The 22,235-nt window shown below is 48.1% G+C and carries 21 protein-coding genes and 1 other RNA gene; 7 read left to right on the top strand and 15 right to left on the bottom strand.

The genetic code is table 11. The features are described 5' to 3' along the window. Positions 1–130 precede the first annotated feature (130 nt). A complete protein-coding gene (gene tcdA / locus VC28_RS09410; protein ID WP_049630411.1) occupies positions 131–928 on the bottom strand; it encodes a tRNA cyclic N6-threonylcarbamoyladenosine(37) synthase TcdA in 798 nt (265 codons plus the stop codon). A 162-nt stretch (positions 929–1,090) separates the two neighbouring features. Here tcdA and VC28_RS09405 point away from each other — a divergent pair, with 162 nt between their 5' ends. The 5 genes from VC28_RS09405 (at position 1,091) to VC28_RS09385 (ending at position 7,510) form a co-directional block, all read left to right on the top strand. After that, the gene (locus VC28_RS09405) at positions 1,091–1,714 is read left to right on the top strand and encodes a response regulator transcription factor (protein WP_049630410.1); all 624 of its coding nucleotides are present in this window, start codon (positions 1,091–1,093) and stop codon (positions 1,712–1,714) included. Between the two features lie 184 nt (positions 1,715–1,898). Continuing rightward, entirely contained in the window at positions 1,899–2,741 is an 843-nt protein-coding gene (locus VC28_RS09400) for a CheR family methyltransferase (RefSeq protein WP_049630409.1), read from the top strand. A gap of 99 nt (positions 2,742–2,840) precedes the next feature. Then, positions 2,841–4,121: an EAL domain-containing response regulator gene (locus VC28_RS09395; protein ID WP_049632300.1), complete on the top strand. Its 1,281-nt coding sequence runs from the start codon at positions 2,841–2,843 to the stop codon at positions 4,119–4,121. Next, positions 4,097–7,186: a PAS domain-containing hybrid sensor histidine kinase/response regulator gene (locus VC28_RS09390; protein WP_082191474.1), complete on the top strand. Its 3,090-nt coding sequence runs from the start codon at positions 4,097–4,099 to the stop codon at positions 7,184–7,186. The genes VC28_RS09395 and VC28_RS09390 overlap by 25 nt, the downstream gene beginning before the upstream one ends. A gap of 24 nt (positions 7,187–7,210) precedes the next feature. Then, on the top strand, positions 7,211–7,510 hold the full coding sequence (locus tag VC28_RS09385; RefSeq protein ID WP_049630407.1) for a hypothetical protein: 300 nt from the start codon (positions 7,211–7,213) through the stop codon (positions 7,508–7,510). A gap of 118 nt (positions 7,511–7,628) precedes the next feature. On the opposite strand, the gene VC28_RS09380 is transcribed toward VC28_RS09385, so the two are convergent. From VC28_RS09380 to VC28_RS09340, 10 genes are all read right to left on the bottom strand, one after another. Further along, complete coding sequence (locus tag VC28_RS09380) at positions 7,629–8,483, bottom strand: YciI family protein (RefSeq protein ID WP_049630406.1); 855 nt, start codon at positions 8,481–8,483, stop codon at positions 7,629–7,631. A gap of 106 nt (positions 8,484–8,589) precedes the next feature. Next, a complete protein-coding gene (locus VC28_RS09375) occupies positions 8,590–9,204 on the bottom strand; it encodes a YigZ family protein (RefSeq protein ID WP_049630405.1) in 615 nt (204 codons plus the stop codon). Positions 9,205–9,238: 34 nt separating this feature from the next. Next, the gene (locus tag VC28_RS09370) at positions 9,239–10,075 is read right to left on the bottom strand and encodes an SIR2 family NAD-dependent protein deacylase (RefSeq protein ID WP_049630404.1); all 837 of its coding nucleotides are present in this window, start codon (positions 10,073–10,075) and stop codon (positions 9,239–9,241) included. A 122-nt stretch (positions 10,076–10,197) separates the two neighbouring features. Further along, positions 10,198–12,585, bottom strand: coding sequence for a DNA/RNA helicase domain-containing protein (locus VC28_RS09365; protein ID WP_049630403.1), 2,388 nt, complete (start codon positions 12,583–12,585; stop codon positions 10,198–10,200). Positions 12,586–12,599: 14 nt separating this feature from the next. Next, positions 12,600–12,947, bottom strand: a complete 348-nt coding sequence (locus VC28_RS09360; RefSeq protein WP_049632299.1) for a nucleotide pyrophosphohydrolase — start codon at positions 12,945–12,947, stop codon at positions 12,600–12,602. Between the two features lie 153 nt (positions 12,948–13,100). Beyond that, a complete protein-coding gene (locus tag VC28_RS09355) occupies positions 13,101–13,400 on the bottom strand; it encodes a type II toxin-antitoxin system RelE/ParE family toxin (RefSeq protein ID WP_049630402.1) in 300 nt (99 codons plus the stop codon). A 5-nt stretch (positions 13,401–13,405) separates the two neighbouring features. Beyond that, the gene (locus VC28_RS09350; protein WP_049630401.1) at positions 13,406–13,663 is read right to left on the bottom strand and encodes a type II toxin-antitoxin system ParD family antitoxin; all 258 of its coding nucleotides are present in this window, start codon (positions 13,661–13,663) and stop codon (positions 13,406–13,408) included. A 172-nt stretch (positions 13,664–13,835) separates the two neighbouring features. After that, positions 13,836–14,190, bottom strand: a transfer-messenger RNA (tmRNA) gene (gene ssrA, locus VC28_RS19550). A gap of 70 nt (positions 14,191–14,260) precedes the next feature. Continuing rightward, complete coding sequence (locus VC28_RS09345) at positions 14,261–15,283, bottom strand: glycoside hydrolase family 43 protein (protein ID WP_049630400.1); 1,023 nt, start codon at positions 15,281–15,283, stop codon at positions 14,261–14,263. A 77-nt stretch (positions 15,284–15,360) separates the two neighbouring features. Next, a complete protein-coding gene (locus VC28_RS09340; protein WP_049630399.1) occupies positions 15,361–16,836 on the bottom strand; it encodes an MFS transporter in 1,476 nt (491 codons plus the stop codon). Positions 16,837–17,056: 220 nt separating this feature from the next. Here VC28_RS09340 and VC28_RS09335 point away from each other — a divergent pair, with 220 nt between their 5' ends. Then, on the top strand, positions 17,057–17,482 hold the full coding sequence (locus tag VC28_RS09335) for a cupin domain-containing protein (RefSeq protein ID WP_049630398.1): 426 nt from the start codon (positions 17,057–17,059) through the stop codon (positions 17,480–17,482). A gap of 30 nt (positions 17,483–17,512) precedes the next feature. On the opposite strand, the gene VC28_RS09330 is transcribed toward VC28_RS09335, so the two are convergent. Continuing rightward, positions 17,513–18,277 carry a sterol desaturase family protein gene (locus VC28_RS09330; RefSeq protein WP_049630397.1) on the bottom strand — a complete coding sequence of 255 codons (765 nt, stop codon included), beginning with the start codon at positions 18,275–18,277 and terminating at the stop codon, positions 17,513–17,515. 153 nt (positions 18,278–18,430) lie between these two features. Here VC28_RS09330 and VC28_RS09325 point away from each other — a divergent pair, with 153 nt between their 5' ends. Beyond that, positions 18,431–19,462, top strand: coding sequence for a GlxA family transcriptional regulator (locus VC28_RS09325; protein ID WP_049630396.1), 1,032 nt, complete (start codon positions 18,431–18,433; stop codon positions 19,460–19,462). Positions 19,463–19,487: 25 nt separating this feature from the next. Here the strand turns inward: VC28_RS09325 and urtE are convergent, their stop codons facing one another. From urtE to urtC, 3 genes are read right to left on the bottom strand one after another with little or no spacing between them, the layout of a single operon-like run. Then, the gene (gene urtE, locus VC28_RS09320; protein WP_049630395.1) at positions 19,488–20,183 is read right to left on the bottom strand and encodes an urea ABC transporter ATP-binding subunit UrtE; all 696 of its coding nucleotides are present in this window, start codon (positions 20,181–20,183) and stop codon (positions 19,488–19,490) included. Positions 20,184–20,212: 29 nt separating this feature from the next. Beyond that, positions 20,213–21,025 carry an urea ABC transporter ATP-binding protein UrtD gene (urtD, locus tag VC28_RS09315; RefSeq protein ID WP_049630394.1) on the bottom strand — a complete coding sequence of 271 codons (813 nt, stop codon included), beginning with the start codon at positions 21,023–21,025 and terminating at the stop codon, positions 20,213–20,215. Then, positions 21,025–22,173, bottom strand: coding sequence for an urea ABC transporter permease subunit UrtC (urtC, locus tag VC28_RS09310; RefSeq protein ID WP_049630393.1), 1,149 nt, complete (start codon positions 22,171–22,173; stop codon positions 21,025–21,027). Before urtC ends, urtD begins: the two co-directional genes overlap by 1 nt. Positions 22,174–22,235 lie beyond the last annotated feature (62 nt).

Genomic DNA, 22,235 nt, shown 5'->3' with positions numbered 1-22,235 from the left:
GTGTAAATAGAATTAATTGAAATAATGGATTTATTGCAAACTTTGCTGAATTGGAATATTCAGAGCCGCCCTTTCATGTGAATAGAATAAGGGTGCACTTCTCTTTGCTTGGCCAGGTATTGTTGCGTTGTTAGTGCTGCTGATTAAGGTAGCGCTCAATCGCGCGCGATGCCGCGAGTAAACCGAACGTTGCTGTCACCATCATGCTGGAGCCAAAACCGCCGGTGCAATCCAGTTTTACGCCATCCTGCAAATGTTGTTTGGTTTGGCATACGCTGCCATCGGGTTTTGGATAAACCATTTGCTCATCGGAATAAACGGCATCCACACGGAATTTGCGTTTGGTATCGCGTGCAAAATTAAAGTGGCGATACAACTGCTGGCGAATTTTGTGCAGCATGGGGTCATTTTGCGCACGCGCCAAATCATCCACGGTAATGCGCTGCAAATCGCGCTTACCACCGGATGAACCAATCACAATCAGGCGAATTTTTACTGCCGAGCAATAGGCCACCAGCCGTGCTTTTAAATGCGCGGCATCTATCGCATCAATAATCACATGGTGCTGTTTGCCCAGCAGCTGGTGAATATTTTGGTCATCGATAAAGTCTTCTACCGAGTGAATGATGATGTCCGGGTTAATGTCGCGCAGGCGTGCGCTAATGACCTGGTTTTTGGATTGACCGATGGTCGATTGCAAAGCATGGGATTGGCGATTGGTGTTGGTGACACACACCTCGTCCATCTCGACCAGCGTAAGCTCACCCACCCCCGAACGCGCCAGAGCCTCAGCTACCCAAGTGCCCACACCGCCCAAGCCGACAACAGCAAAATGGGCGTTGTGCAATGCCGTTAGTGCGCTTTCGCCGTAAAGGCGGGCAATGCCGCCAAAGCGTTGCAGATAAGCGGGGGAAGGGGATCTGTTCATGGGCAAACCAACGTATAGAGAGAATATGTTCAAAAAGTGGCGGCTTTTTAACGGACATAAGGCGCAGATGCAAGCGCAAACAGGCTAATCACCGGGTAATGCGCCGGGGTTCTGCTACACTCATTTTGGTGCCAATTTAATTGACAGGATCACGAGTGTTTCATGAGTAAAACGGCTATAGCAACGGCATATCTGATTGACGACGACAGTATCACCCTCGAATTAATGAGTGGCATTGTAGAACCCATAGGGGTAGAACCCGTGTGTTTCGAGAGCGCCGAAGCCTTTTTGGATGCCTACACCCCACGCCCCTGCGAGTGCGTAATTACTGACATGCGCATGCCCGGTGTGAGTGGTTTGCAGCTGCATAAAGTCCTGCAGCAGCGCTATCCGGTGCCGCCACCGCTGATTATTGTCACCGGCTATGCCGAGGTCAGTGCGGCGGTAGAGGCGATGAAACAGGGCGCATTTGATTTTGTCGAGAAGCCCATCAATGGCCACCAGTTTCTGGAAAAGCTGCAGGCTGCTTTATCGCTCAGCCGCCAGTTGCATCAAAAACGCATGGATTTATCCACCCGCGAGGCGCGCATCGCGCTGCTCACCCCCAAAGAACAGGAAGTCCTGCAAGCCGTACTCGATGGCCTGCCCAGTAAAGACATCGCCCACAAGCTCAACCTGAGTGTGCGCACCGTGGAAAACCACCGCGCGCGCATTATGGAAAAGCTGCGCGTGAACTCCGCTATGGAGCTGATGCGCGACTTCATGCAGTTGGCTGCCAGCCGCTAATTAGGGGTTTTCCCCCACCTCAGGTGAGTAGTTTTACTCTCACCGCTTTTTTGCCAAACCGCCACACTGGGAACCAATGAAGGTGAACCGCGAAACGGCGAATCACCTGCTGGTTAATCAAGGAATTCCCGGAGTTGGCACTGACCTGTGCCCATAATGTCCACTTAGTTAGCGATACAGGATTATGAGTACACATAACGACATCAGCCCCTTTGCGTTCCACAAAATCCGCGATTACGTTTATCGCACTGCGGGTATTGTGATTGGTAATGATAAAACGGCCTTGGTCACTGGCCGCCTCTGGCGTCGTCTTGAGTTGTATGGCCACAAAACCTACGAAGCTTATTTTGCGTATGTGTCCAGCCCTGAAGGTGCGCAAGAGCGCAGCACCATGCTGGATTTGCTCACCACAAATGAAACTTATTTTTTCCGCGAGCCTGCGCATTTTGAATTTTTGCGCGACCAGATTATTCCGCAACAACGCAACAAGCCGATGCGTGTATGGTGTGCAGCATCCTCTACCGGTGAAGAGCCCCACAGCATTGCAATGGTGTTATCCGATGTGATGGGTAAAACCGACTGGGATATTTTGGCAACCGATATTTCCGGCAAAGTACTTGAGCACGCGCGCACCGGTGTTTACCGCGCTGAGCGCATTGATCATATTCCGGCAAATTACTTAAAAAATTATTGTCGCCGAGGTATTGGTGAATACGAAGGTATGTTGGCAGTCGTGCCTTCACTGCGTTCACGCATCCGTTTTGAGCAACATAATTTGATGCATACACGTAAAAATGACGAACAATTTGATGTGATTTTTTTGCGCAATGTCCTGATTTATTTTGACCAGCCTACCAAGCAAAAAGTGATTGAGAATTTGCTGCAATGCTTGCGCCCTGGTGGCTGGTTGATTCTTGGTCATTGCGAAAGCATAACGGGTTTAAATCTTAAATTGACGACGATACGTCCATCGATTTATCGCAAACCAGCAGACGCTGTACAGGTTCTACAAAAGTTAGCGGTGTAATGAATGATTGTGAATACCCTCGCGGTATCCCTAAGTTTGCGTAAAGCTGTTATCTTTCCGCACCTTTTCAACAGCGATTTTGAGGCTAGAGAGCAACCTATGATTTCACTCAATACCTCGACCACTCTGGAGACGATTGATTTGCACAGGCAGATCCATCAGCAGGGCGTGATGGTAGTGGATGACAGCAGCATGCACAGATACAGTGCCCATTTGTGCTTGAAAGCCTTCGGGGTAAGCCGTGTATATGAGGCTGCCAACGGCAGGCTTGCACTGGATCAGTTGGCGCAGATGGAAGAGACCCCTGCGGTCATGTTGCTGGATTTGGAAATGCCAGTTATGGACGGCATTGAAGTCTTGCAGCAATTGGCACTCTTGCCCAACAAACCCGCCGTTGTCCTCGCCAGCAGTTCCGATGAAGTTCTGATCAGTGCGGTTGCCACTATGGCCGAAGCGCTGGGCGTGTCGCTGTTGGGCGCATTCCGTAAGCCAGTCAATCCGGTTGACCTGGCCGATGCCCTGACCAAATACAGTATTGGTGTTAGCGCCGAAGAAATCCTCTCTACCCAGAAACCGGCATCAGCCGATGCGGCGCAGCTGAGCCTTGCTATCGACCAGGCTCAAATACAAGTGCATTACCAGCCCAAGGTGGATCTGGAATCGCTGCAGATTGCCGGTGTAGAAGCCTTGGCGCGTTGGCAAAATGCCAAAAGCGAATGGATTTCGCCCGCAGTGTTTATCCCGCTTGCAGAAGAACATGGTTTGATTGGTGCCCTGACCTTATCCGTGCTGGAGCAAGTGCTACAGGACATGAATGAGTGGTGGGAGCAGGGGCAATACATTCCGGTGGCGATCAATCTTTCGGCCAAGTCCCTCGCGGAATTTAATCTCGCCAATGAAATTATCCAACGGGTGATTCGCCAGGGAATCCCCGCGCATTACATTACCTTTGAAATTACCGAGAGTGCGTTAGTGGTGGATTTACCCGCGGCACTGGCAACCATCAGCCGCCTGCGCCTGAAAGGTTTTGGTATTTCCATTGATGACTACGGCACCGGGTTTTCATCCATGCAGCAGTTGTCGCGCTTTCCGTTTTCCGAGTTGAAGATCGATCGCTCCTTCATTCAGGGGGCGCCCGAGCGGCAATACATGCGCAATATTTTGAAATCGGCCATCGAATTAGGGCATCGCCTGGGAATAAGTACGGTTGCCGAAGGTGTAGAGACAGAAGCCGAGCTACACTTGCTCAAAAGCCTGGGTTGTAAACAGGCTCAGGGTTTCCTGCTGGCGCGCCCTATGTCCGGGCGCGATTTGATGAGCTGGGTCGATCAGGATCTACAACGTAAGTTAGCCATATGCCGAACTTCAAGTTCCGGGTAGTGCAAAAATCCCGGTTAAAGCGTTATTTTTCATTTGTCTCGCTGGTCAATCCCCCCCTGATATCAGCAGTGCTAGCGATAGCACTGCTGTTTTTTTTTACCGCCGTTGCATTGCGCCATATCCACGCCAGCCAGGAGCGGGTGATCCGCGAACACCTGCAAACCTCGCTGAATTCTTTCTCTGAACTGATCACTATCTGGCAGCAGCAGAATGTCGCTGCCATCCAGATGCTGGCTAATTCATCCCAAGGCAAAAATTTACTGAGGCAGGTTTTGCTGGAGAAAGGCGATAACCCAGCGACCCATGAAGCCCTGCGCGAATGGTTGTACCCGGTGCTAATGGTTATGGGCTTTGATGGCTTTTCGGTGATTAACCATGAACGTATTTTGGTTGCAGCCAGTTCAGAGAATTACCACAAACAAAAAGTCCAGCTCGCCGAGACCCATGAGGTTCTGGATAAAGCACTGGCAAACCACCCGGCTATTTCGCGCCCGGTTGCGGCCTTGCGCCCGATTTCAGGGCCGCGCGGAACGCAACCTGCGGGCACGCTCATGCAAAACATGTGTGTTCTGCTTGAACCCGGGGTGACTGCACCCGGGTACTTCTGCTTGCGTTTTAATACCCAGGCCAGTTTTTTCCCAATTTTTTTTAAAGGCCGCACCGGTGGTTCCGGTGAAATTTATGCAATTGATAACCACGGTCGGCTGATGACGCCGCTGCGTTTCCATAATGACAGCAGCCATGGTCAACCGCTGATCGGATTGGGCGAGAAAGTGCGCCGCGCTGCCAACAGTAGTGATGCTGGCCCGCTGACCGACATGGTGGGCTTCCTGATCAACCATGAAGCGGGGCTAGTGAAGGTAGGTTATGAGGATTATCGCGGCGTGAAGGTCGCGGGTGCAGGGCGCTGGATCGATGAAATGGAATTGGGGGTGATTGTCGAGCAAGATATCAGCGAGGCAATGGCTCCTTATCAGGCATCGCGCAATATCATTATCGGTTTGAGTGTGAGTGCGAACCTGTTGATTATCCTGCTGACGATTACGGGGATGGTCAACCGCCGCCGTCTGGCCATCCGCGAAGGGCGCTTCCGCTCGCTGCTGGACAATTTGCCCGCCGCCACTCATATGACCTCGATGGACCATCGCCTGATTATGGTGAATCCGGCGTTTTGCAGTTTGCTGATGCTGGATGAGCATGACCTGCTGGGGGTTGATCTGCACCATATTGCTGCGCCCAATTGGCTCAAGCCGCTCTTGCAAGCTGAAGAGCAGGTTGGGGCGGATTCTTATTGGAAAGATGTGGTATCCGAACTTAAGCACCCGGACGGCAGCCCGCGCTATTACCGCATCGTGCGTTTTCCCATCGTACATGGGCAAGACCAGGAGCCGCAGGCGATTACCTGTATTTGGGTGGATGTGACCGAGCGCATTGTCGCCACCCAGCGGATGGAAGAGGTCAACCAAAATCTGGAGCAGATGATTGACGAGCGCACCCGCGAATTAATGGCCGCCAAAGATGCAGCACTGGCGGCATCGCAAAGCAAGGCAGAATTCCTCGCCAATATGAGCCATGAAATCCGCACCCCGCTCAATGCCATCATTGGCCTTGCCCATGTGGCGCTCGCCAATAAACCGGAAGCAAAACAGCGCACTTATCTGGAAAAAATGCGCGGCTCGGGCGAGCATTTATTGGACATTGTGAACGACATACTGAATTTCTCGCGCATGGAAGCGGGCAAGCTCAGCCTTGACCACAGTGAATTCTCGGTTGTGCAATTGATCGATAAAACCGTAGATCAGGTGTGGGAAAAAGCGGCCGCCAAAGGGCTAGCCGTCAATGTGAATATCGATGAAAAAATCCCTTCACTGTTGTTGGGCGATGCCTTGCGGCTGGGGCAGATCCTGATTAACTTCTGCGCCAATGCGGTGAAATTTACCGATCAGGGCAGCATCAGTATCAATGCCTTCAAAGTGCGTGATTGGGAGGATCGGGTTGAAGTTCTGTTTGAAGTACAGGATACCGGTATCGGGATTGATGCTGAAAAACAGGCCAAACTGTTCCAACCTTTCCAGCAGGTCGATTCGTCCAGCGCGCGCCGTTTTGAAGGCACCGGCTTGGGCTTGTCCATCTGTAAAAACCTGGCGGATCTCATGAATGCGCGTATCGATGTACAAAGCGCGCCCGGTCACGGCAGTAGTTTTCGCCTGCGTGTGCAGTTGGAAAAGGCACGCCCGCAAACTATTGCTCCATTGATACAACCCAATGTGCCCGATCCTGTATCGGCCGCAATCAGTTGCAAAATACTGGTAGTGGAAGACAACCTGCTCAATCAGGAAATTATTTTCTCACTGCTGGAATCCATGGGCGCAGAGGTGATGTGTGTCGGGTCTGGCCCCGAGGCGCTTGCCGCGCTCCAGCAGCAGGCATTAGCACAGCAGCCATTTGATGTAGTGCTGATGGACATCCAACTGCCCGGCATGGACGGTGTAGAAACCACGGCACGTATCCGCGAGCTGGCAATAGGCAAACATCTGCCTATTATTGCTGTCACAGCCAATGCCTTGCCCGGCGATAAAGAGACCTATCTGGCAGCCGGTATGGATGATTATCTATCCAAGCCGATTGAACCAGCACAGTTGCGCCGCGTACTGGAGCAGTGGGGGCACGCCTGCCGTGTAGCGCCGGAATTGGTTTCCAGTGCGGGCAGTATGGAGTTTTTGCACAACGCGGGTATAGACACCCAACGCGCTCTGCATAATTTAATGGGCAATGAAAAACTCTACCGGCGCTTGCTTGAACGCTTTGCCCATGAGCGGGCAGAATTCCCGGCGCAGCTACCCGTATTGCTGGAAAAAAATCCAGCAGAGGCACTTAACCAGGTGCATTCGCTGAAGTCCCTTGCGGGCAGTTTGGGAATGAACCAACTGGAAGTGAATTGTTTTCAACTTGAGCAGGCATTACATAACGGCGAATGGCAGCAGGACATGGTCGATAAATTAGATGACGAGTTAATCGCCATGGTGGAATTGGTTGCGCGGGGATTAAATTTGCCGTCGCATTAACACAGACAAGATAACGAGGTTGCTATGCACACACTGATGGTTTTGGTTGGCGGTTTTGTTCTGTTGTTTTTTTGCCAATTGGTTGCGCGCGTGTTTGGTGGCGAGGGCGTTAAACCCATCGCAAAAGCATTGGTGGTATTTGTGCCGCTGTGGTTTGTGATTGCCGCGATCAATATGTGGGTGGGTATCCACTACGCGGGTTACACTTTTATGCAAGAGCTGCCGATATTTCTGCTGGTATTTGCCGTGCCCGCCGTGGCAGCGCTGCTCACCTGGTGGCGCATTACGCATTTGCAAAATAAAAAGAAAAACACGCCGGTTTAATGTTTATTGTTTTTATTTTTTCATACTGCTTCTATTTTTTTCACATTGTTTCTATTTTTCACGCTGTGCTGTTCGTGCCAGCACAGCGTGAATATACATCTTTATAAAGCGCCTGCTTTTATGCTGGCTCTTCACCTGGCAGCATCACCATCCAACCAACACCAAATTGGTCAGTGACTTGCCCATACAACGGCGACCAAAAGGTTTTCATTAACGGCATATCCACTTTGCCGCCATTGCTGGCCAGTGCGGCAAAAATACGGCGCGCTTCGGCTTCATCGTTAACATTCAGTGCGATGCGAAAACCGCTGAATGTTTCGGCATCGTTACAACCATCCGATGCCATGATATCCACATTGCCCAAGCTGAATTCAGCGTGCATCACTTTGTTTTCAAAACCCGGCTGCAATACACCTTCTGGCATAGGGTCGGGGCTTTCGTTAAAGCGGATTAAAAATTTAACCTCTGCACTTAAATGTTGTTTATAAAATGCGAGTGCTTCATCGCAACGGCCAGAGAAAAATAAATAATTATTTACCTGCACTTTACGCATCGCAATGGTTTGGCGCAGTGCGTCTTCATGTGCAGCCGCTTTGCCATCTACATCGGCCTCGGCAAAATCCTCCATCGTATAAAATGTGCGAATTTCAATATCAGAGTCTTCATCTTCCATCGGGTTAGGGCATTTCTTTACCCACTCAATCGCTTCTTCCATGGAGTTCACATTCCAAATCCAATAACCGGCAATCAGCTCATTGGTTTCAGTGAAAGGGCCAGTGGTGACAACGCGTTTATCGCCACTAAAACGCACACGAAAACCTTCGCTGCTGGGCTTTAATCCATCGCCAGATTCCATAATGCCAGCCTTCACCAATTCTTCATTAAATTGGCCCATTGCATTGAGCAGCGCCTCGCTCGGCATTTTGCCTGCTTCAGAACCGGGCGATGCTTTAACCATAACCATGACTTTCATAACGCGTTCTCCTTCATTAAAAATTGAGATGGATGTTTGTGTACTGAGGTGTTCTGTAGAGTAGTCGAAGCAGGCTGTCGGAATTCGACAGGAGAGAAAATTATTTTTAAAAGAAATTCAACTTCACTATCGCCGTGCCCGCCGTTTCATTCACCACCTGCACACTAAACGCATCCAGCTGCGCCTCTTCCAAACGGATCTGCAAACTCACCTGCGCCGCGTAATCCACCGCCAGTATCTCGCCCTGAAATTGGTTAACCAGGTGGCGAACCTTCGCCTCACGCGCAAAATCCACGCTGACAATACATTCCACCTTGGGCGTAACCGCAACCAATACCGCCGCATTCACCGCCTGCGACACCGCACCGGAATACGCCCGCACCAAACCACCTGCACCCAACTTCACCCCACCAAAATAACGCACCACTACCGCGAGCGAATTGCCCACATCGCGCTCGGTTAATACATGCAGCATCGGCTTACCCGCCGTACCCGAAGGCTCACCGTCATCACTAAACGCCTGTGTTAACGGCTGCCGCGTATTGCCAATCACATACGCCCAACACACATGCGCCGCATCCGGATACTGCTTGCGATAAACCTCCACCCACACCATCGCCTCTTCACGCGAAGTAACCGGATGCAAAAAAGTAATGAACTCACTGTTTTTTTCTTCGGTGGTGGATTCAACAGCGGTGGATAGGATGGTGTAGGTGGGCATTGTGTTTCCAATATGGCGGTAGCCTGTGCGGCTATTATTGTTGGGGCTTGATGACTTGTTCAATGGCGATCAATCCCGCTTTCGCTCCCATGCTAATACCCACCGCATTTTGGAGCGGTACTTCATAATCGCGCGGATTAATGCGAATTAATTTGCCATTAAAACTGTTTACGACCTGCTCGGAAAAGCGGCGCACCGATGGAATATGTGTGCCTGCACCTAGCTCAATCACCACCGGATTATTACAGCGCTGCAACCAGAGCTGTAATTGCTCGGCTTGCTGATCCGATCTATCGCTAATCCAACCCCAATCGCCAAACATTAAAATATTTGGCCGCGCGATTTGGTTGCAATAGGGGCACAGCGGAGGCTTATTAATAAGCTGACACTGTTCGTGATCGACTTCAGGCAAGAATGAATTTGCCTCCCAAATAGTAGCGGAGCAGGGTTCAAGACATTGCAAGTGATGAATAGAGCCGTGGCACTCGTAAATATTATCCGCAGCGAAACCTGCTTTTTGAAATTGCCCATCCACATTACTGGTAAATACCGAATAACCTTTCGCTTTGCTTTCGCCCCAGCGTTTTAAAATCGCAAAGCCTTCGTGGGGAATAGTATTGCGATAAAGTGCGAGCCGGTGCCCATAAAATCCCCAAGCCAATTTCACATCGCGCACAAATGTATCGGGCGACGCCGCTTGCGTAAAATCCATTTTCGCTTTTGCAAGGGCAGGGTAGGCCTTCCAAAATCCCTCGTTGCCCCGAAAATCCGGCAAACCCGAATCCACACCCATGCCTGCACCAGCAGCGATGATAAGCGCATCGGCTTGTTGGATGTAATCGGCTGCTTGAGTGATGGAGGTGTTGGGCATGGTTTTTCCTGGTCGTAGCAATATGATTTCTTAACATAAGAAAGTTTAGGATTTTATGATGTCTCATTAACTTTACTTTAAATAAAGTTAATGACTAGTATCTTGACGTAATTCAATATCCTCTAAAGAACCGCTACAAACTCGCCGATGACTCTAAACTCCTCCAAATCATTTTCTTTTATGACTATGTCTGAATAACCAAAGGAATTGGTGTCTGGCGACAAAACAATTTTTTCATGAATGAGTTGATCATCAATTTGGCGCTTCTCACTTTTATAAACTTTAACTGTGAAGGAGCCACCATGATCAACATCAGAGATATGATTATGTTGTACAAGTACGACTTTGCCGTTTCTAGTGCCGCCAGGATTTGATTTAAATAAGCACCATGACCCGTCGGGTATTTTTCTGTTCATGGATTCGCCGATTACTCGAATAACAAACATTCCTTCTTTAGTCGCAAATTCTTCGGGTAATTCAACCCAATCACAAGTTTCTGCATCTTGATGTGGGCTAAAGCTACCTGCTGCGGCTGCAATATCAAATACGGGTACGAAGCCGTCATAAGGGCGGGCTGTTTCGAAGGAAACTACTGCGTAGCCAAGTCCTTCATAAGGAACTTTCTCTAAGGATAAGTATTGGGGTTCATTGATCGATTGTTGAAATGCTGAAAAATATGCATTGGTTTCCGGGTCAGTGCAATACAGATAGCAGCCTTTAATGCCGCGAGTCATTAATGTCCGATAAGTGTTTTTTATAATTTGATCGGCTTTCTTTTTGGTTTCTACTGGGGAAGACTTCAAAAGTGATTTGTAGCCTTTTATTGATTTATCTTTTGATGATCTTTTTCCTGCATCTGTGACAACTTGACTATCACGAATGACAAAATCTGGCCCAATAATGACACCAATGTAATCAACCTCAAGACCTTGGCATGTATGAATGCAACCAATTTCATTAACTGAATTTGGGGATATCATCCATAGACTGCCATCGTCAGTTAGATTCCATTTCGCTTCGAAATTGAATTCGGGAAATGTGATGTCAAAATTGGATTTTTCCTTTTTGCTTTTCCAATCCCAACAATATCCAGCAACGATTCGAGCTTTATTACTTAACTTATTTTTCTCAAAAATGGCTTTTCGCATCTCAGCGGGGTTGTCAAAAACCTTGAACTCGTAATCTATATCCGAAAGGTCTGCATTTGCGGTTTCGCGAATTTGCAACGTATTATCAAGCCAAGCGATGTATCCATCTGAACCATTACATCTAAATTGCGAATCCAGTTGAAGGATAGTTATTTCTGAGTTGGCACGCTGGGCAAACTGGGTTATGGCTTCGATTGATCCTATATCCTGAAATGTAACTCGCTGATCTTCATCGATAAAGAAAATGTTTGCGTTGGATGAATTAATGATTTCCTTTATTTGATTTTCACCAAGGTTTGCGTACAAGCCTGATTTTTCATTAAGTCTGTGGGCTTCATCGACAATAAGCGCATCAAAAATTTGTGTGGGTGTTGTAACGTAGCTGCCTGTTCCTCTAAATAAATTATCTATTGCTGTTCGTCGCAACGTTTTGGTTAGTTTGCTTTTAAAAACTTCGCGAGGAGCAGAGTTTTTGGTGGTGTATTGAACCACCATTTCTCTATTGGTAAGTTCAACCAAAAGATTAATCGCGACTACAGATTTACCGGTGCCAGGGCCACCTTTAACAATTAGAGTTTGTTTTTTTCCGTTTTTTGCTTTGTGTGCAATATCCAGAGCAGTTTCATATACCAACTTTTGCTCATCTAAAAGAATAAATTCTTTTTTTCCCTTAAGCATTGATGCGAGACTATCGGCCAAAGTTTTGGATGGTTTTATGACTCCATGCTCAATTCGATACATGATGTTGTCAGAATCACCATACTTGACATGTTGCTTTAAAAAATTGGACAGTCTCATAGCGTCATCAGAAATGAACACTGGAGCTTTATCAGTATGGGGCGAATAAAAAGGATCGTTAATCGCTGAGGTGGATTTTAGATTGTGTAGATAGGCGCAAGGTTGCAAACTAATAGATTCAGATCTAACCGTTTCGTTGTAGTCAGTTATTAATGCTGCATATGACCACGCTTGATAAGATGGGTGATTGGTTTCTCTAATTCCCCCATTTAAAAAGGTTTTTACGATTCCATCTTTTTGGGTTTTATCAACCTCTTGCCATTGTTTTAGTTCAATAATGACGGCGGTATCGTTGCGATTTGCATCTTTACCTGTAAGGATGAAGTCCACTCTACGATTGGTTAATGGAATGTTGTATTCAATAGCGACACCGGCTGTTGGTGGAATATCAGGGTCTACTAATATTCTGAACATATAATCCAAAGAATTTTTCCAAGAAAGGATTTCGTTCTTGGGTGAGTTTCTATTTAGCTTTCGTGAAACTTCATTTTGAATAATTTCTTCAATTCTGTTTGAGCGTATATCACGAACGAAATCGTCTTTGCTGGCAGAGTAAACTAACATTCAATAATTCCGTTTTATATGTTGGTGTATTTATCAGATTTGCCTTTTGATTTATCAATGGGATACTTTTCAGCATTAATTGCAATTTTTCTAGTGCACTCAGCCAAAATATCCAACTCTAATTTGTCTGCAAGCCGTATCAGGTATAGTTGGATATCTGCAATTTCATCTGCAACTGCAAGACGTTTTTGATTTGAAAGGTTTTTTGATTGATCTTCAGAGAGCCACTGGAATTGTTCAAGCAGCTCTCCAGCTTCGCCAGCCAAAGCCATAGAGAGGTTTTTGGGGGAATGGAATTGATCCCAGTCTCGTTCTTCGGCAAATTTTCGTAATGCTAATTTCAGGTTGTCGAGTGAGTTCATAAATAACCCAATAAAGTTCAAAATGATTATGTTGTTACAATCTTTCAGTAAGTAGAGCGGACTATAGACGCTTGGAGAGTTTGATGCCATTACCAGCAATAACTTGGACGGGGGTTCAAATCCCCCCGGCGCAGTTGAACGGTGATTAGCTGATTATTTCAAATGACGTGCAGGGTCTTGGCGGGCATGTAGTACGCGGATTATTTCCACACTGCTGGCCGTAACACGGTAAAACAAAAGGTGGCTTTCAATTGGCAGGCTGCGTATACCACTGAGTAGTTCTGGCCGCTCAGTACCAACAAGAGGTTGTTCGGTCAGTGACCAGAATTTTTCTTTCAGGTTTTCCAGATAGCTGTCGGATTGTGCCTGCCCCCATTGCCTCAGACCATATTGATAGATTTCTTTTAGGTCTTCTTTAGTGGCTGGTGAAATGATTAGTTGGTGACTTGGCACAGCGATCAGTCCTTGATGCTATCAAACAGGGTGTCGAGCGCAGCTTTGGATTCTATGGCAGTACCTTCGCCTCTGTTCAACTGGTCTGCCCCCACTTTTAATTGCTCCCGTAAACGCGCCAGTTTGATCTCGTGAATCCAGTCTTCGTGGGTATCCATAAAGCGCAATGCTTCACGGATGACTTCGCTGGCATTGTTGTAGAGGCCGCTTTCTACTTTGGCTTTTACACGGGATTCGAGTTCCGGTGTCAGTGATACATGCATGGTGACCTCCAAAGATAAATGACTCTGAAAAATGCTAGGGCTGGATACAAAGATTGTCAATGATTGTATTTTTCGCTAACAGCCGTCCATCAATGGTCATACCTGTCATTTTGCTTACTGGCGAGCAATAAAAAACCCGATCATTTCTGATCGGGTTTTTTATCTGGGTGTTTGGTGGAGCCGGGGGGATTTGAACCCCCGTCCGCCAGCACTCCATCCTCGGCTCTACATGTTTAGGTCCGTTTATTGATTTAACCCTTCACAGCCCAGCGGGCAGGACGTGAAGCGCGATCCTGTAGAGTTTTAGCAGCGCGGCCCCAGGCAAGCTTTGCTGCGATCCAGTTCTATATGACGGGCTCTATCGCGGTACTGGCACCTTGGCAGAGACCGTTAGCAGCAATTAAGCTGCTAAAGCGTAAGAATCGTCGTTTGCGACTATTCAAGTACAGCTTTGGATTAACGTGATTGGCTGTCATCACGACATGCACCTCGGGCTTTGTTACCGGCGTCGAATCCAAATCGGCCCCAGTCGCTGGACGGTTACTATCTGAGGGGATAGTGGTGTCCAAGCCAGCGAGTGGCGGCATTCTACCCCTATTAATCGCGATAAGGAACAATAGTTTGGATGCTGCCATCGGCATTGTGGGTGAGAGGTGCCATCTTCACTGAACGCAGGTGGGTGATGCCTTTGGATAATACGGAATCGTGGTAGAACAAATACCATTGCCCCTGGAATTCCGCGATGGAGTGGTGCGTTGTCCAGCCAATAACCGGCTCCAAAATACGGCCTTGGTAGGTGAACGGGCCGTAAGGGTTGTCACCGGTGGCGTAACACAAAAAGTGCGTGTTGCCGGTAGAGTAAGAGAAATAATATTTGCCGTTGTATTTGTGCATCCAGGATGCTTCAAAGAAGCGGCGGTCGTGGTCGCCCGCAAGAATGGGCTTGCCGTTTTCGTCGAGGATTTTTATTTCGCGCGGCTCTTCAGCAAATTGCAACATGTCGTCACTCATGCGTGCAACGATGGGACCGAGTGCAGGTTCATCGTCGGCCGGTTCACCGCGGTTTGCGTCATATTGATTGTTGCGATAATTCTGTAGCTGCCCGCCCCAAATGCCACCGAAGTACATGTAGTACTCGCCATCAGTATCTTCAAAGACGGCAGGGTCGATGGTGTAACTGCCTTTGATGGCTTCGGGTTCGGCTTTAAATGGGCCGACGGGTGAATCGCCAACCGCTACGCCGATCTGGAAAATATCGTCGGCGCGTTTTGCGGGAAAATACAAATAGTATTTGCCATTTTTATGCGCGGCATCGGGTGCCCACATTTGGCGCTGCGCCCAAGGCACGTCTTTTACATGCAAGGCAACGCCGTTATCCACGGGGGGGCTATCGGGCGAATCGAGGGAGATTACGTGGTAATCCTCCATACCGAAATGATCGCCGTTGTCGTTAAACGGAATGCCCGCTTCGATGTCGTGCGACGGATAAATATAAAGTTTGCCGTTGAATACATGTGCTGAAGGATCAGCAGTGTAGATATGTTCAACCAGCGGTGCAGAAATCGCGCGCGCTTTTAAATCGGCGATCACTTCGGGGGCTAAAGTTTCTTCAGCGGCCATAATTGTTTCTCACTTCTTAAATCAAAAACGTTTCAAAAATCATTCAGTAAAAACGGTTGGAAAAATTATTTCGCTAATTATTTTCCAGCCGCTTTGCGGCGCTCATTCAGGTCAGCTTCTATCTGCACTTCCAGCTTTTTATTGATTGCATACAAGAACATGCAACCCACCGCCATAAAGAATGGCAATGATGCAAATACGCTCACACCGGTTTTAATGCCTTCAATGGTTTCGGGATTTTGCTGCTCAAGACCGGCTTGATAACCGTAGTGCGCGAGCAAACCGGCAACCAGCGAGCCGCCGATGGTCAAACCGAGTTTTAAACCGAGAATCATGGCAGAGAACACCATCGCGGTTGCGCGGCGATTATTTTTCCACTCGGAGTAATCCGCTACGTCGGCGATCATCGCCCACAGCAGTGGAATGGTTACACCGTAGAAAAAGCCGTGCAGTATTTGCGATAAAAACACAATGCCGATGCTTTCTGCCGGGTAAAACTTGAACGCAAATACAAACACAGTAGAAAGAAACAGAGCTGAAGCAAACACATTGCGTTTGCCGAATTTGTCTGCCAAACCTTTTGAGAAACCGATGCCGACAATCATCATGATGATGCCGCCAGCGTTAAACAAACTGAAGGTGGAGGTGGGCGCATCTTTCGGCCATTGGAATTCAGACAGGCCAATGCTGGTCAGTACACCGTTGAGTCCGGCGATAAAACTATTAAAACCAATATCATTTAAGAACTGCGCGAGGTGCGGCTCGCTCAAATAATTTTCAAAATAATAAATGTACATGCCGCCTTTTAACGCGAGCGTTACAAACACCAGAATGGTGACGGTGAGCATCACAATCCACGGCAGGTTCTTAAATAAATCTGAGAGGTCTTGCGCAATACTGTTGCGTGTTTCCACGACCGGCAAAATACGTTCTTTGGTGGTGATAAACGCGATCAAAAAGAAAATCGTTCCGGTAATGGAAAACACCAACATGGTGTTGTGAAAACCAACCGCTTTATCGCCATCGCCCAAAATCAGTACCAGTGGCAACAACAATACTTGAATAATAAATTGCGCCACCATCACTGCCACAAAACGGTAAGCCGACAAACTGTTGCGCTCAGCCATATTGCCAGTGAGTACACCGCTTAACGCAGAGTAGGGCAGGTTGTTGGCGGCGTAGATCACTAGCAGCAAAATGTAGGTTGCAAAGGCGTAAATCACTTTGCCGTTTTCATCAAAATCCGGCGTGCTGAAGGCGAGTAATGCCAGGGCACCAAACGGGATGGATGTCCACAGCAGCCAGGGGCGGAATTTACCCCAGCGGGTGTTGGTTCGGTCGGCGATGACTCCCATCACCGGGGTAAAGAAAGCACCAAAAATACCGCCAGCGGCCATGATCATCGCGGCTTTACCGGGTGATATGCCGTAGACATCGGTATAAAAAAAGGCGAGGAAGGTAACCAGGGTTTGGAAGATCAGGTTAGCGGCCAGATCGCCCAGGCTGTAACCTACTTTTTCAACAACGGAAAGCTTATGCGCGTTTTGATTCATTGTTATGACTTCTTATAAGAGTAATGGGTTGTTTAAGCATAGACGTATATGCCAATTCACCCGTACCGCAGGAGGTTGATAATACTGGTGTACAAGTCGCCATAGGATCGCCTAAAGGTTACTTATAGTCAAGGTGTATATAACGTGCTTTTCCGGTTTTTACAGAAGTGGGTAGAATAGAAAATAATCAATTAAAGACTCGTCAGTCGGGGAAGCAGCAATGAAAGAAGATGGAAAAAGTCGCAACGCTATATTGCTAGCGCCCGGTGAGGGTCGGTTGTATTCAATGGGGTCTATGTCAGCGGTGTTCAAAGCCGATGGTGAAGAATCCGACGGGCGCTATTCAATTTCCGAGTGGTGGCTGGAGCCTTTCAGTAAAGGCCCTGGTGCCCACAGCCACGCGGAGGACGATGTGTTCTTTGTGCTGGAAGGAACTATGAGTTTCCTGATTGGCGATCAATGGAAAGATGCCCCAACAGGTTCGTTTGTGCTCGCCCACGGCGGCATTACTCACGATTTTGAAAATCGCGGAGCAGTGCGTGCCGGTGTGTTAAATATTTCCACTCCGGGAAATTTTGAGCAACACATGCCGCAAATCGTTGAATGGTTTGAGCAGCATCCGCTGGGAAGCACAAACGAAAGTTAAAAGGTTTAAGGCTGCATACTTGCAGGTTTTTTACTCCTGAATCACCGGTGGTTCGGTGACATCGCGCCCCAGCAAAATATCTTTCAGGCGAAGTGAGGCTCCATCGTAAAAACCATTCGCTTCAGCGAAATCGGGTGGATTTCTAAAGGTGCCGAAAATAATGTCAAACAATGGCAGGTCCGAATAATTGTACGCGTGTATTCCGCGGCCATGATGATACGAATGGCTTTCAGGGCGTTGGACGATATAGCCCAGCCAGCGCGGTGTACGGATATTCGTGTGTTGGAAAATGCCCATAAACGTGGTGATGTAAAGGACTAATACGGCGGCTTCCGGCGTAATGCCTATTATCAGTGTGAGGCAAAAGCTCGATAGCACTGTCCAGCCCAGCATATCCAGCGGGCTAAACCAAAACGCACCGTAGCTATCCACACGTTCAGCGGAGTGATGCATTTGATGGAAGTATCGCCACAAAAAATGTGAGCGATGCATGCGGCGATGCCAGAAATAAACACCGGCTTCATACAACAATACACCGACCACTGCGCCGCCCCATTTGCCGAGTGAAGTTAAATCAAACACTTGCCATTCGGCGAGCGTCGCTCCCCACCAGAGTGGCAAGTAAGACGATAAATAAAAAAACAGTACAAACGCGCCCAGCCCGCGCGCTTGCCAGAAGGGGCTGCGCGGTAACTTGCGTGCCGGGAACAGCGCTTCAACCAAAATAATTAACCCATACAGGGCAAATACAGTCAGTGAAATCGGGTCGAGTAAAAGTTCGATTGGATTTGGCATTGCGTATACTCCTTTTAAGCCAGATCATAGTCCGGTACCTGTTAAGCCATACAATATCGGATCGACCTATGGAGCCTGATCCTTATGGCTAATCTACTCGCAAGTGTCTCGGAACCTTAAAGCCATATCGGCAAGAAATAGGACAAATCTGCCATGACTCACCACCAGCCTATTCGTATTGCGATTTTGATTTTTCCAGACGTGACCATCTCAACTGCTTATGGAATGTTTGATTTATTCAAAGGCGTGGGGCGCGATTGGCGTTTCATTACTGAAGGTGAGCCGGGTATACCACTGATGGAACCTGAGCTGGTGGCGGTTCACACTAAGACGTTTGAAGCATCTAACGGTGTGCAAATTACACCGAGCAAATCTATTCACGATTTTCCCAACCCCGATATTGTTTGTGTGCCCGATGTATTTGTGTCACCCAATGATGATTGGGCTGGGCGCTTTAAAAAAGAACTCGATTATTTACGTGGGGCTTATGCACGCGGTGCCACTATCGCCACGGCCTGTTCCGGTGCTTTATTGCTCGCAGAAGCGGGATTGTTAAAAGGTTGTGAGGCAACAACGCACTGGAGTTATTGCGATTACTTGAGCCGTAATTATCCCGATATCACAGTGCATCCGCAGCGTGCATTGGTTGCTTCAGGTGAAGGGCAGAGATTGTTGATGGCTGGTGGTGGAACCAGTTGGTTGGATTTGGCTTTGCTATTAATTGCGCGTTGGTGCGGTGTGGAAGAGGCGATGCAAACGGCACGCATTTATCTCATTGACTGGCATAGCATAGGGCAACAACCTTTTGCGCATCTGGCGAGTCCACCGCGTGTTGACGATGCAGTGGTTGCCGATTGCCAGGTGTGGATTTCATCCAATTACCAATTGCCATCGCCAGTGATGCAAATGGTGCAGCGCAGTGGTTTGCCCGAGCGCTCATTCAAGCGGCGCTTTCAGCAAGCAGCGGGAATGTCGCCCTTGGAATATGTGCATAATTTGCGCTTGGAAGAAGCCAAACAAATGTTGGAACGAACTGAACAGCCTATAGAAGAAATAGCCAACGAAGTTGGTTATGAAGATGCCGGATTTTTTAGCCGTCTGTTTCGTCGGCAGGTGGGAATAACACCTGCCGCGTATCGCAAACGTTTTGGTGGAATGCGCCGGATGCTGGTGAATAGTCAGTGATAAAGACATTCGCCAGCAATATTAATTAAACACTCAAATACCGCTGTACCAAATCATCATTCAGATCTGCAATTGGCCCCGTCGCAACCACGCTGCCTTTTTCCATAATAAAAAAATCATCGGCAACGCGGCGGGCGAAGGGGAGTTTTTGTTCGACGAGCAAAACCGTCAAACCCAATTCACGATTCAGTTTGCGGATTACCTCGCCAATATCGCGCACCACATTAGGTTGGATACCTTCGGTGGGTTCATCCAGAATTAATAATTTCGGATCAAGCACCAATGCGCGCCCAATCGCCAACTGCTGTTGCTGCCCGCCGGACAAATCGCCGCCGCGTCTGTGTTTCATTTCTTTCAATACCGGAAACAACTCATAAATCAAACCGGGGATAAAACGCGATTTGTCTTTGCGTGCGCCGAGTGAAATTTTTAAATTCTCTTCCACCGTTAACAGCGGAAAAATTTCGCGGCCTTGAGGAACAAAACCAATACCGCCGCGCGCGCGGTTTTCGGTAGAGAGTTTATTAATGTCGTAACCGTTCAGTTGGATAGCGCCATCGCGTACGGGTAGCAAACCGGTAATGCATTTGAGCAGGGTGGTTTTGCCTACGCCGTTGCGGCCAATTAAACAGCCGCAGGTGCCTTCTTTTAAGGTGAGCGATAAATCCCACAGAATATGGCTCTGACCGTAGAATTGGTTGATATTTTTAATGGTTAGCATTTCTTACTCCAATCTTGTTCGCCAGCGCGTTATTCGCCTAGATAGACTTCAATAACTTTAGGATCATTCTGTACCTGATCCATAGTCCCTTCAGTTAATACCGAACCTTGATGCAATACGGTAACTTTGCGTGCAATCGAGCGCACAAATTTCATATCGTGTTCCACCACAATCACAGAATGCTCACCTGCAAGCGACAATAATAATTCAGCGGTTTTTTCCGTCTCTTCACCGGTCATACCCGCAACCGGTTCATCTACCAACAACACGCGCGGGTTTTGCATTAGCAGCATGCCAATTTCCAGCCACTGTTTTTGGCCGTGAGAAAGGGAGCCTGCATTTTTGTATCGGTGTTCTTTCAAGCCGATCTGCACCAGCACTTCATCGATACGGAATTTCTGTGTGCTGTTTAATTGCTGGGTGAGCGTCCACCATACGCGTTTATCGGCGGCAGTGGCCAGCTCAAGGTTTTCATATACCGTCAGCGCTTCAAAAATGGTTGGCTTTTGAAATTTACGTCCAATACCACCGCGCGCAATTTGGTGCTCGGAAAGTTCCAGCAAATTAATTTGCTGGCCGAAATACACACTGCCTTCATCGGGTTTGGTTTTGCCGGTAATCACATCCATCATGGTGGTTTTGCCTGCGCCGTTGGGGCCGATAATGCAGCGCAATTCACCTTCATCGATATACAGGTTTAAATTGTTGAGTGCGCGAAAGCCATCAAAGCTAACGCTGATTCCTTCAACGTACAGAATGGTGCCTTTGGTGGTATCTAAAGGTGCGCCAAAGTTTGGATCTGGCTGGCCAAGGCTGCGACGTGCTTGTGAAAAAATATTCATTACACAGTCTCCTTGGTTGATGACTCTGTGGATGGTTTTTCGTTACTTGTTGTCTGTGCAGGCGGTAATTTTTTGCTGCGATTAAATAAGCCTACCAAACCTTTCGGTAATACCAGCGTCACAATCACAAACAGCGCGCCTAATGCAAACAACCAAGTTTCGGGTGAGTAGGAAGTGAAAATCGTTTTGCCGTAGTTAACCGAAAATGCGCCGACAATTGCACCGAATAAAGTGCCACGGCCACCGGTTGCAACCCATACAACGAGTTCTATGGAATTGAGTGGAGAGAATTCACCGGGGTTAATAATCCCGACTTGTGGTACATAAAGTGCGCCAGCGATACCTGCGAGCACAGCAGAAAATACAAATAACCACAGCTTGTAAGATTCCACTTTATAGCCACAAAAACGCGTGCGGCTTTCGGCATCGCGGATGGAAATAACAATCTTACCCATGCGCGATGTCACAATGTAACGGCACGCGAGATACGCAAGGATCAGCATAAAGCCTGATGCCAAAAACAATGAAATGCGTGTGCCGTTGGCGGCGATGGGAAACCCTAAAATATCTTTAAAGTCAGTCAAACCATTGTTGCCGCCAAAGCCCATTTCATTGCGGAAAAACGCCAGCATTAATGCGTAGGTGAGTGCTTGGGTGATAATGGAAAAGTAAACGCCGGTCACGCGTGAACGGAATGCAAGCCAGCCAAAAATAAACGCAAGTATTCCAGGAATGACGATCACCATCAGCATCGCAAACCAGAACATATCAAAGCCTTGCCAATACCAGGGCAATTCTTTCCAGTTTAAAAACACCATAAAGTCCGGCAGGATTGGGTCGCCATACTGTCCGCGCGGGCCAATCTGACGCATTAAATACATGCCCATTGCATAGCCACCCAGCGCAAAAAAAGCGCCGTGGCCAAGCGATAAAATACCGCAGTAGCCCCAGATTAAATCTACCGCTAACGCCAGTAGTGCATAACATAAAAATTTGCCGAGCAAAGTCACCATAAAGGTGGATACATGAAACGCAGATGATTCCGGTACAAGTAAATTGCAGATGGGCACTAGCACCATCGCCAACAAAACCAGCCCCAGCACAATCATGCCGCCGCGATCACTGAGTAATAAACGTTGGGTTAACATTTGATTCTCTCTTTTAAATTTTTTACATCATTCGCCAATGTGCCGTCTGCAATTACGAATGT

This window comes from Cellvibrio sp. pealriver (assembly GCF_001183545.1).
In the GTDB taxonomy this organism is placed as follows: domain Bacteria; phylum Pseudomonadota; class Gammaproteobacteria; order Pseudomonadales; family Cellvibrionaceae; genus Cellvibrio.
Note: the sequence above shows the minus strand (reverse complement) of the source record. Positions and strands in the feature narration are given on the sequence as shown.

Bases quoted from the DNA above. Each gene is read 5' to 3' on its own strand.
- tcdA (WP_049630411.1), bottom strand. From the start codon at position 928: ATGAACAGATCCCCTTCCCCCGCTTATCTGCAACGCTTTGGCGGCATT.
- VC28_RS09405 (WP_049630410.1), top strand. From the start codon at position 1,091: ATGAGTAAAACGGCTATAGCAACGGCATATCTGATTGACGACGACAGT.
- VC28_RS09400 (WP_049630409.1), top strand. From the start codon at position 1,899: ATGAGTACACATAACGACATCAGCCCCTTTGCGTTCCACAAAATCCGC.
- VC28_RS09395 (WP_049632300.1), top strand. From the start codon at position 2,841: ATGATTTCACTCAATACCTCGACCACTCTGGAGACGATTGATTTGCAC.
- VC28_RS09390 (WP_082191474.1), top strand. From the start codon at position 4,097: ATGCCGAACTTCAAGTTCCGGGTAGTGCAAAAATCCCGGTTAAAGCGT.
- VC28_RS09385 (WP_049630407.1), top strand. From the start codon at position 7,211: ATGCACACACTGATGGTTTTGGTTGGCGGTTTTGTTCTGTTGTTTTTT.
- VC28_RS09380 (WP_049630406.1), bottom strand. From the start codon at position 8,483: ATGAAAGTCATGGTTATGGTTAAAGCATCGCCCGGTTCTGAAGCAGGC.
- VC28_RS09375 (WP_049630405.1), bottom strand. From the start codon at position 9,204: ATGCCCACCTACACCATCCTATCCACCGCTGTTGAATCCACCACCGAA.
- VC28_RS09370 (WP_049630404.1), bottom strand. From the start codon at position 10,075: ATGCCCAACACCTCCATCACTCAAGCAGCCGATTACATCCAACAAGCC.
- VC28_RS09365 (WP_049630403.1), bottom strand. From the start codon at position 12,585: ATGTTAGTTTACTCTGCCAGCAAAGACGATTTCGTTCGTGATATACGC.
- VC28_RS09360 (WP_049632299.1), bottom strand. From the start codon at position 12,947: ATGAACTCACTCGACAACCTGAAATTAGCATTACGAAAATTTGCCGAA.
- VC28_RS09350 (WP_049630401.1), bottom strand. From the start codon at position 13,663: ATGCATGTATCACTGACACCGGAACTCGAATCCCGTGTAAAAGCCAAA.
- VC28_RS09345 (WP_049630400.1), bottom strand. From the start codon at position 15,283: ATGGCCGCTGAAGAAACTTTAGCCCCCGAAGTGATCGCCGATTTAAAA.
- VC28_RS09340 (WP_049630399.1), bottom strand. From the start codon at position 16,836: ATGAATCAAAACGCGCATAAGCTTTCCGTTGTTGAAAAAGTAGGTTAC.
- VC28_RS09335 (WP_049630398.1), top strand. From the start codon at position 17,057: ATGAAAGAAGATGGAAAAAGTCGCAACGCTATATTGCTAGCGCCCGGT.
- VC28_RS09330 (WP_049630397.1), bottom strand. From the start codon at position 18,277: ATGCCAAATCCAATCGAACTTTTACTCGACCCGATTTCACTGACTGTA.
- VC28_RS09325 (WP_049630396.1), top strand. From the start codon at position 18,431: ATGACTCACCACCAGCCTATTCGTATTGCGATTTTGATTTTTCCAGAC.
- urtE (WP_049630395.1), bottom strand. From the start codon at position 20,183: ATGCTAACCATTAAAAATATCAACCAATTCTACGGTCAGAGCCATATT.
- urtD (WP_049630394.1), bottom strand. From the start codon at position 21,025: ATGAATATTTTTTCACAAGCACGTCGCAGCCTTGGCCAGCCAGATCCA.
- urtC (WP_049630393.1), bottom strand. From the start codon at position 22,173: ATGTTAACCCAACGTTTATTACTCAGTGATCGCGGCGGCATGATTGTG.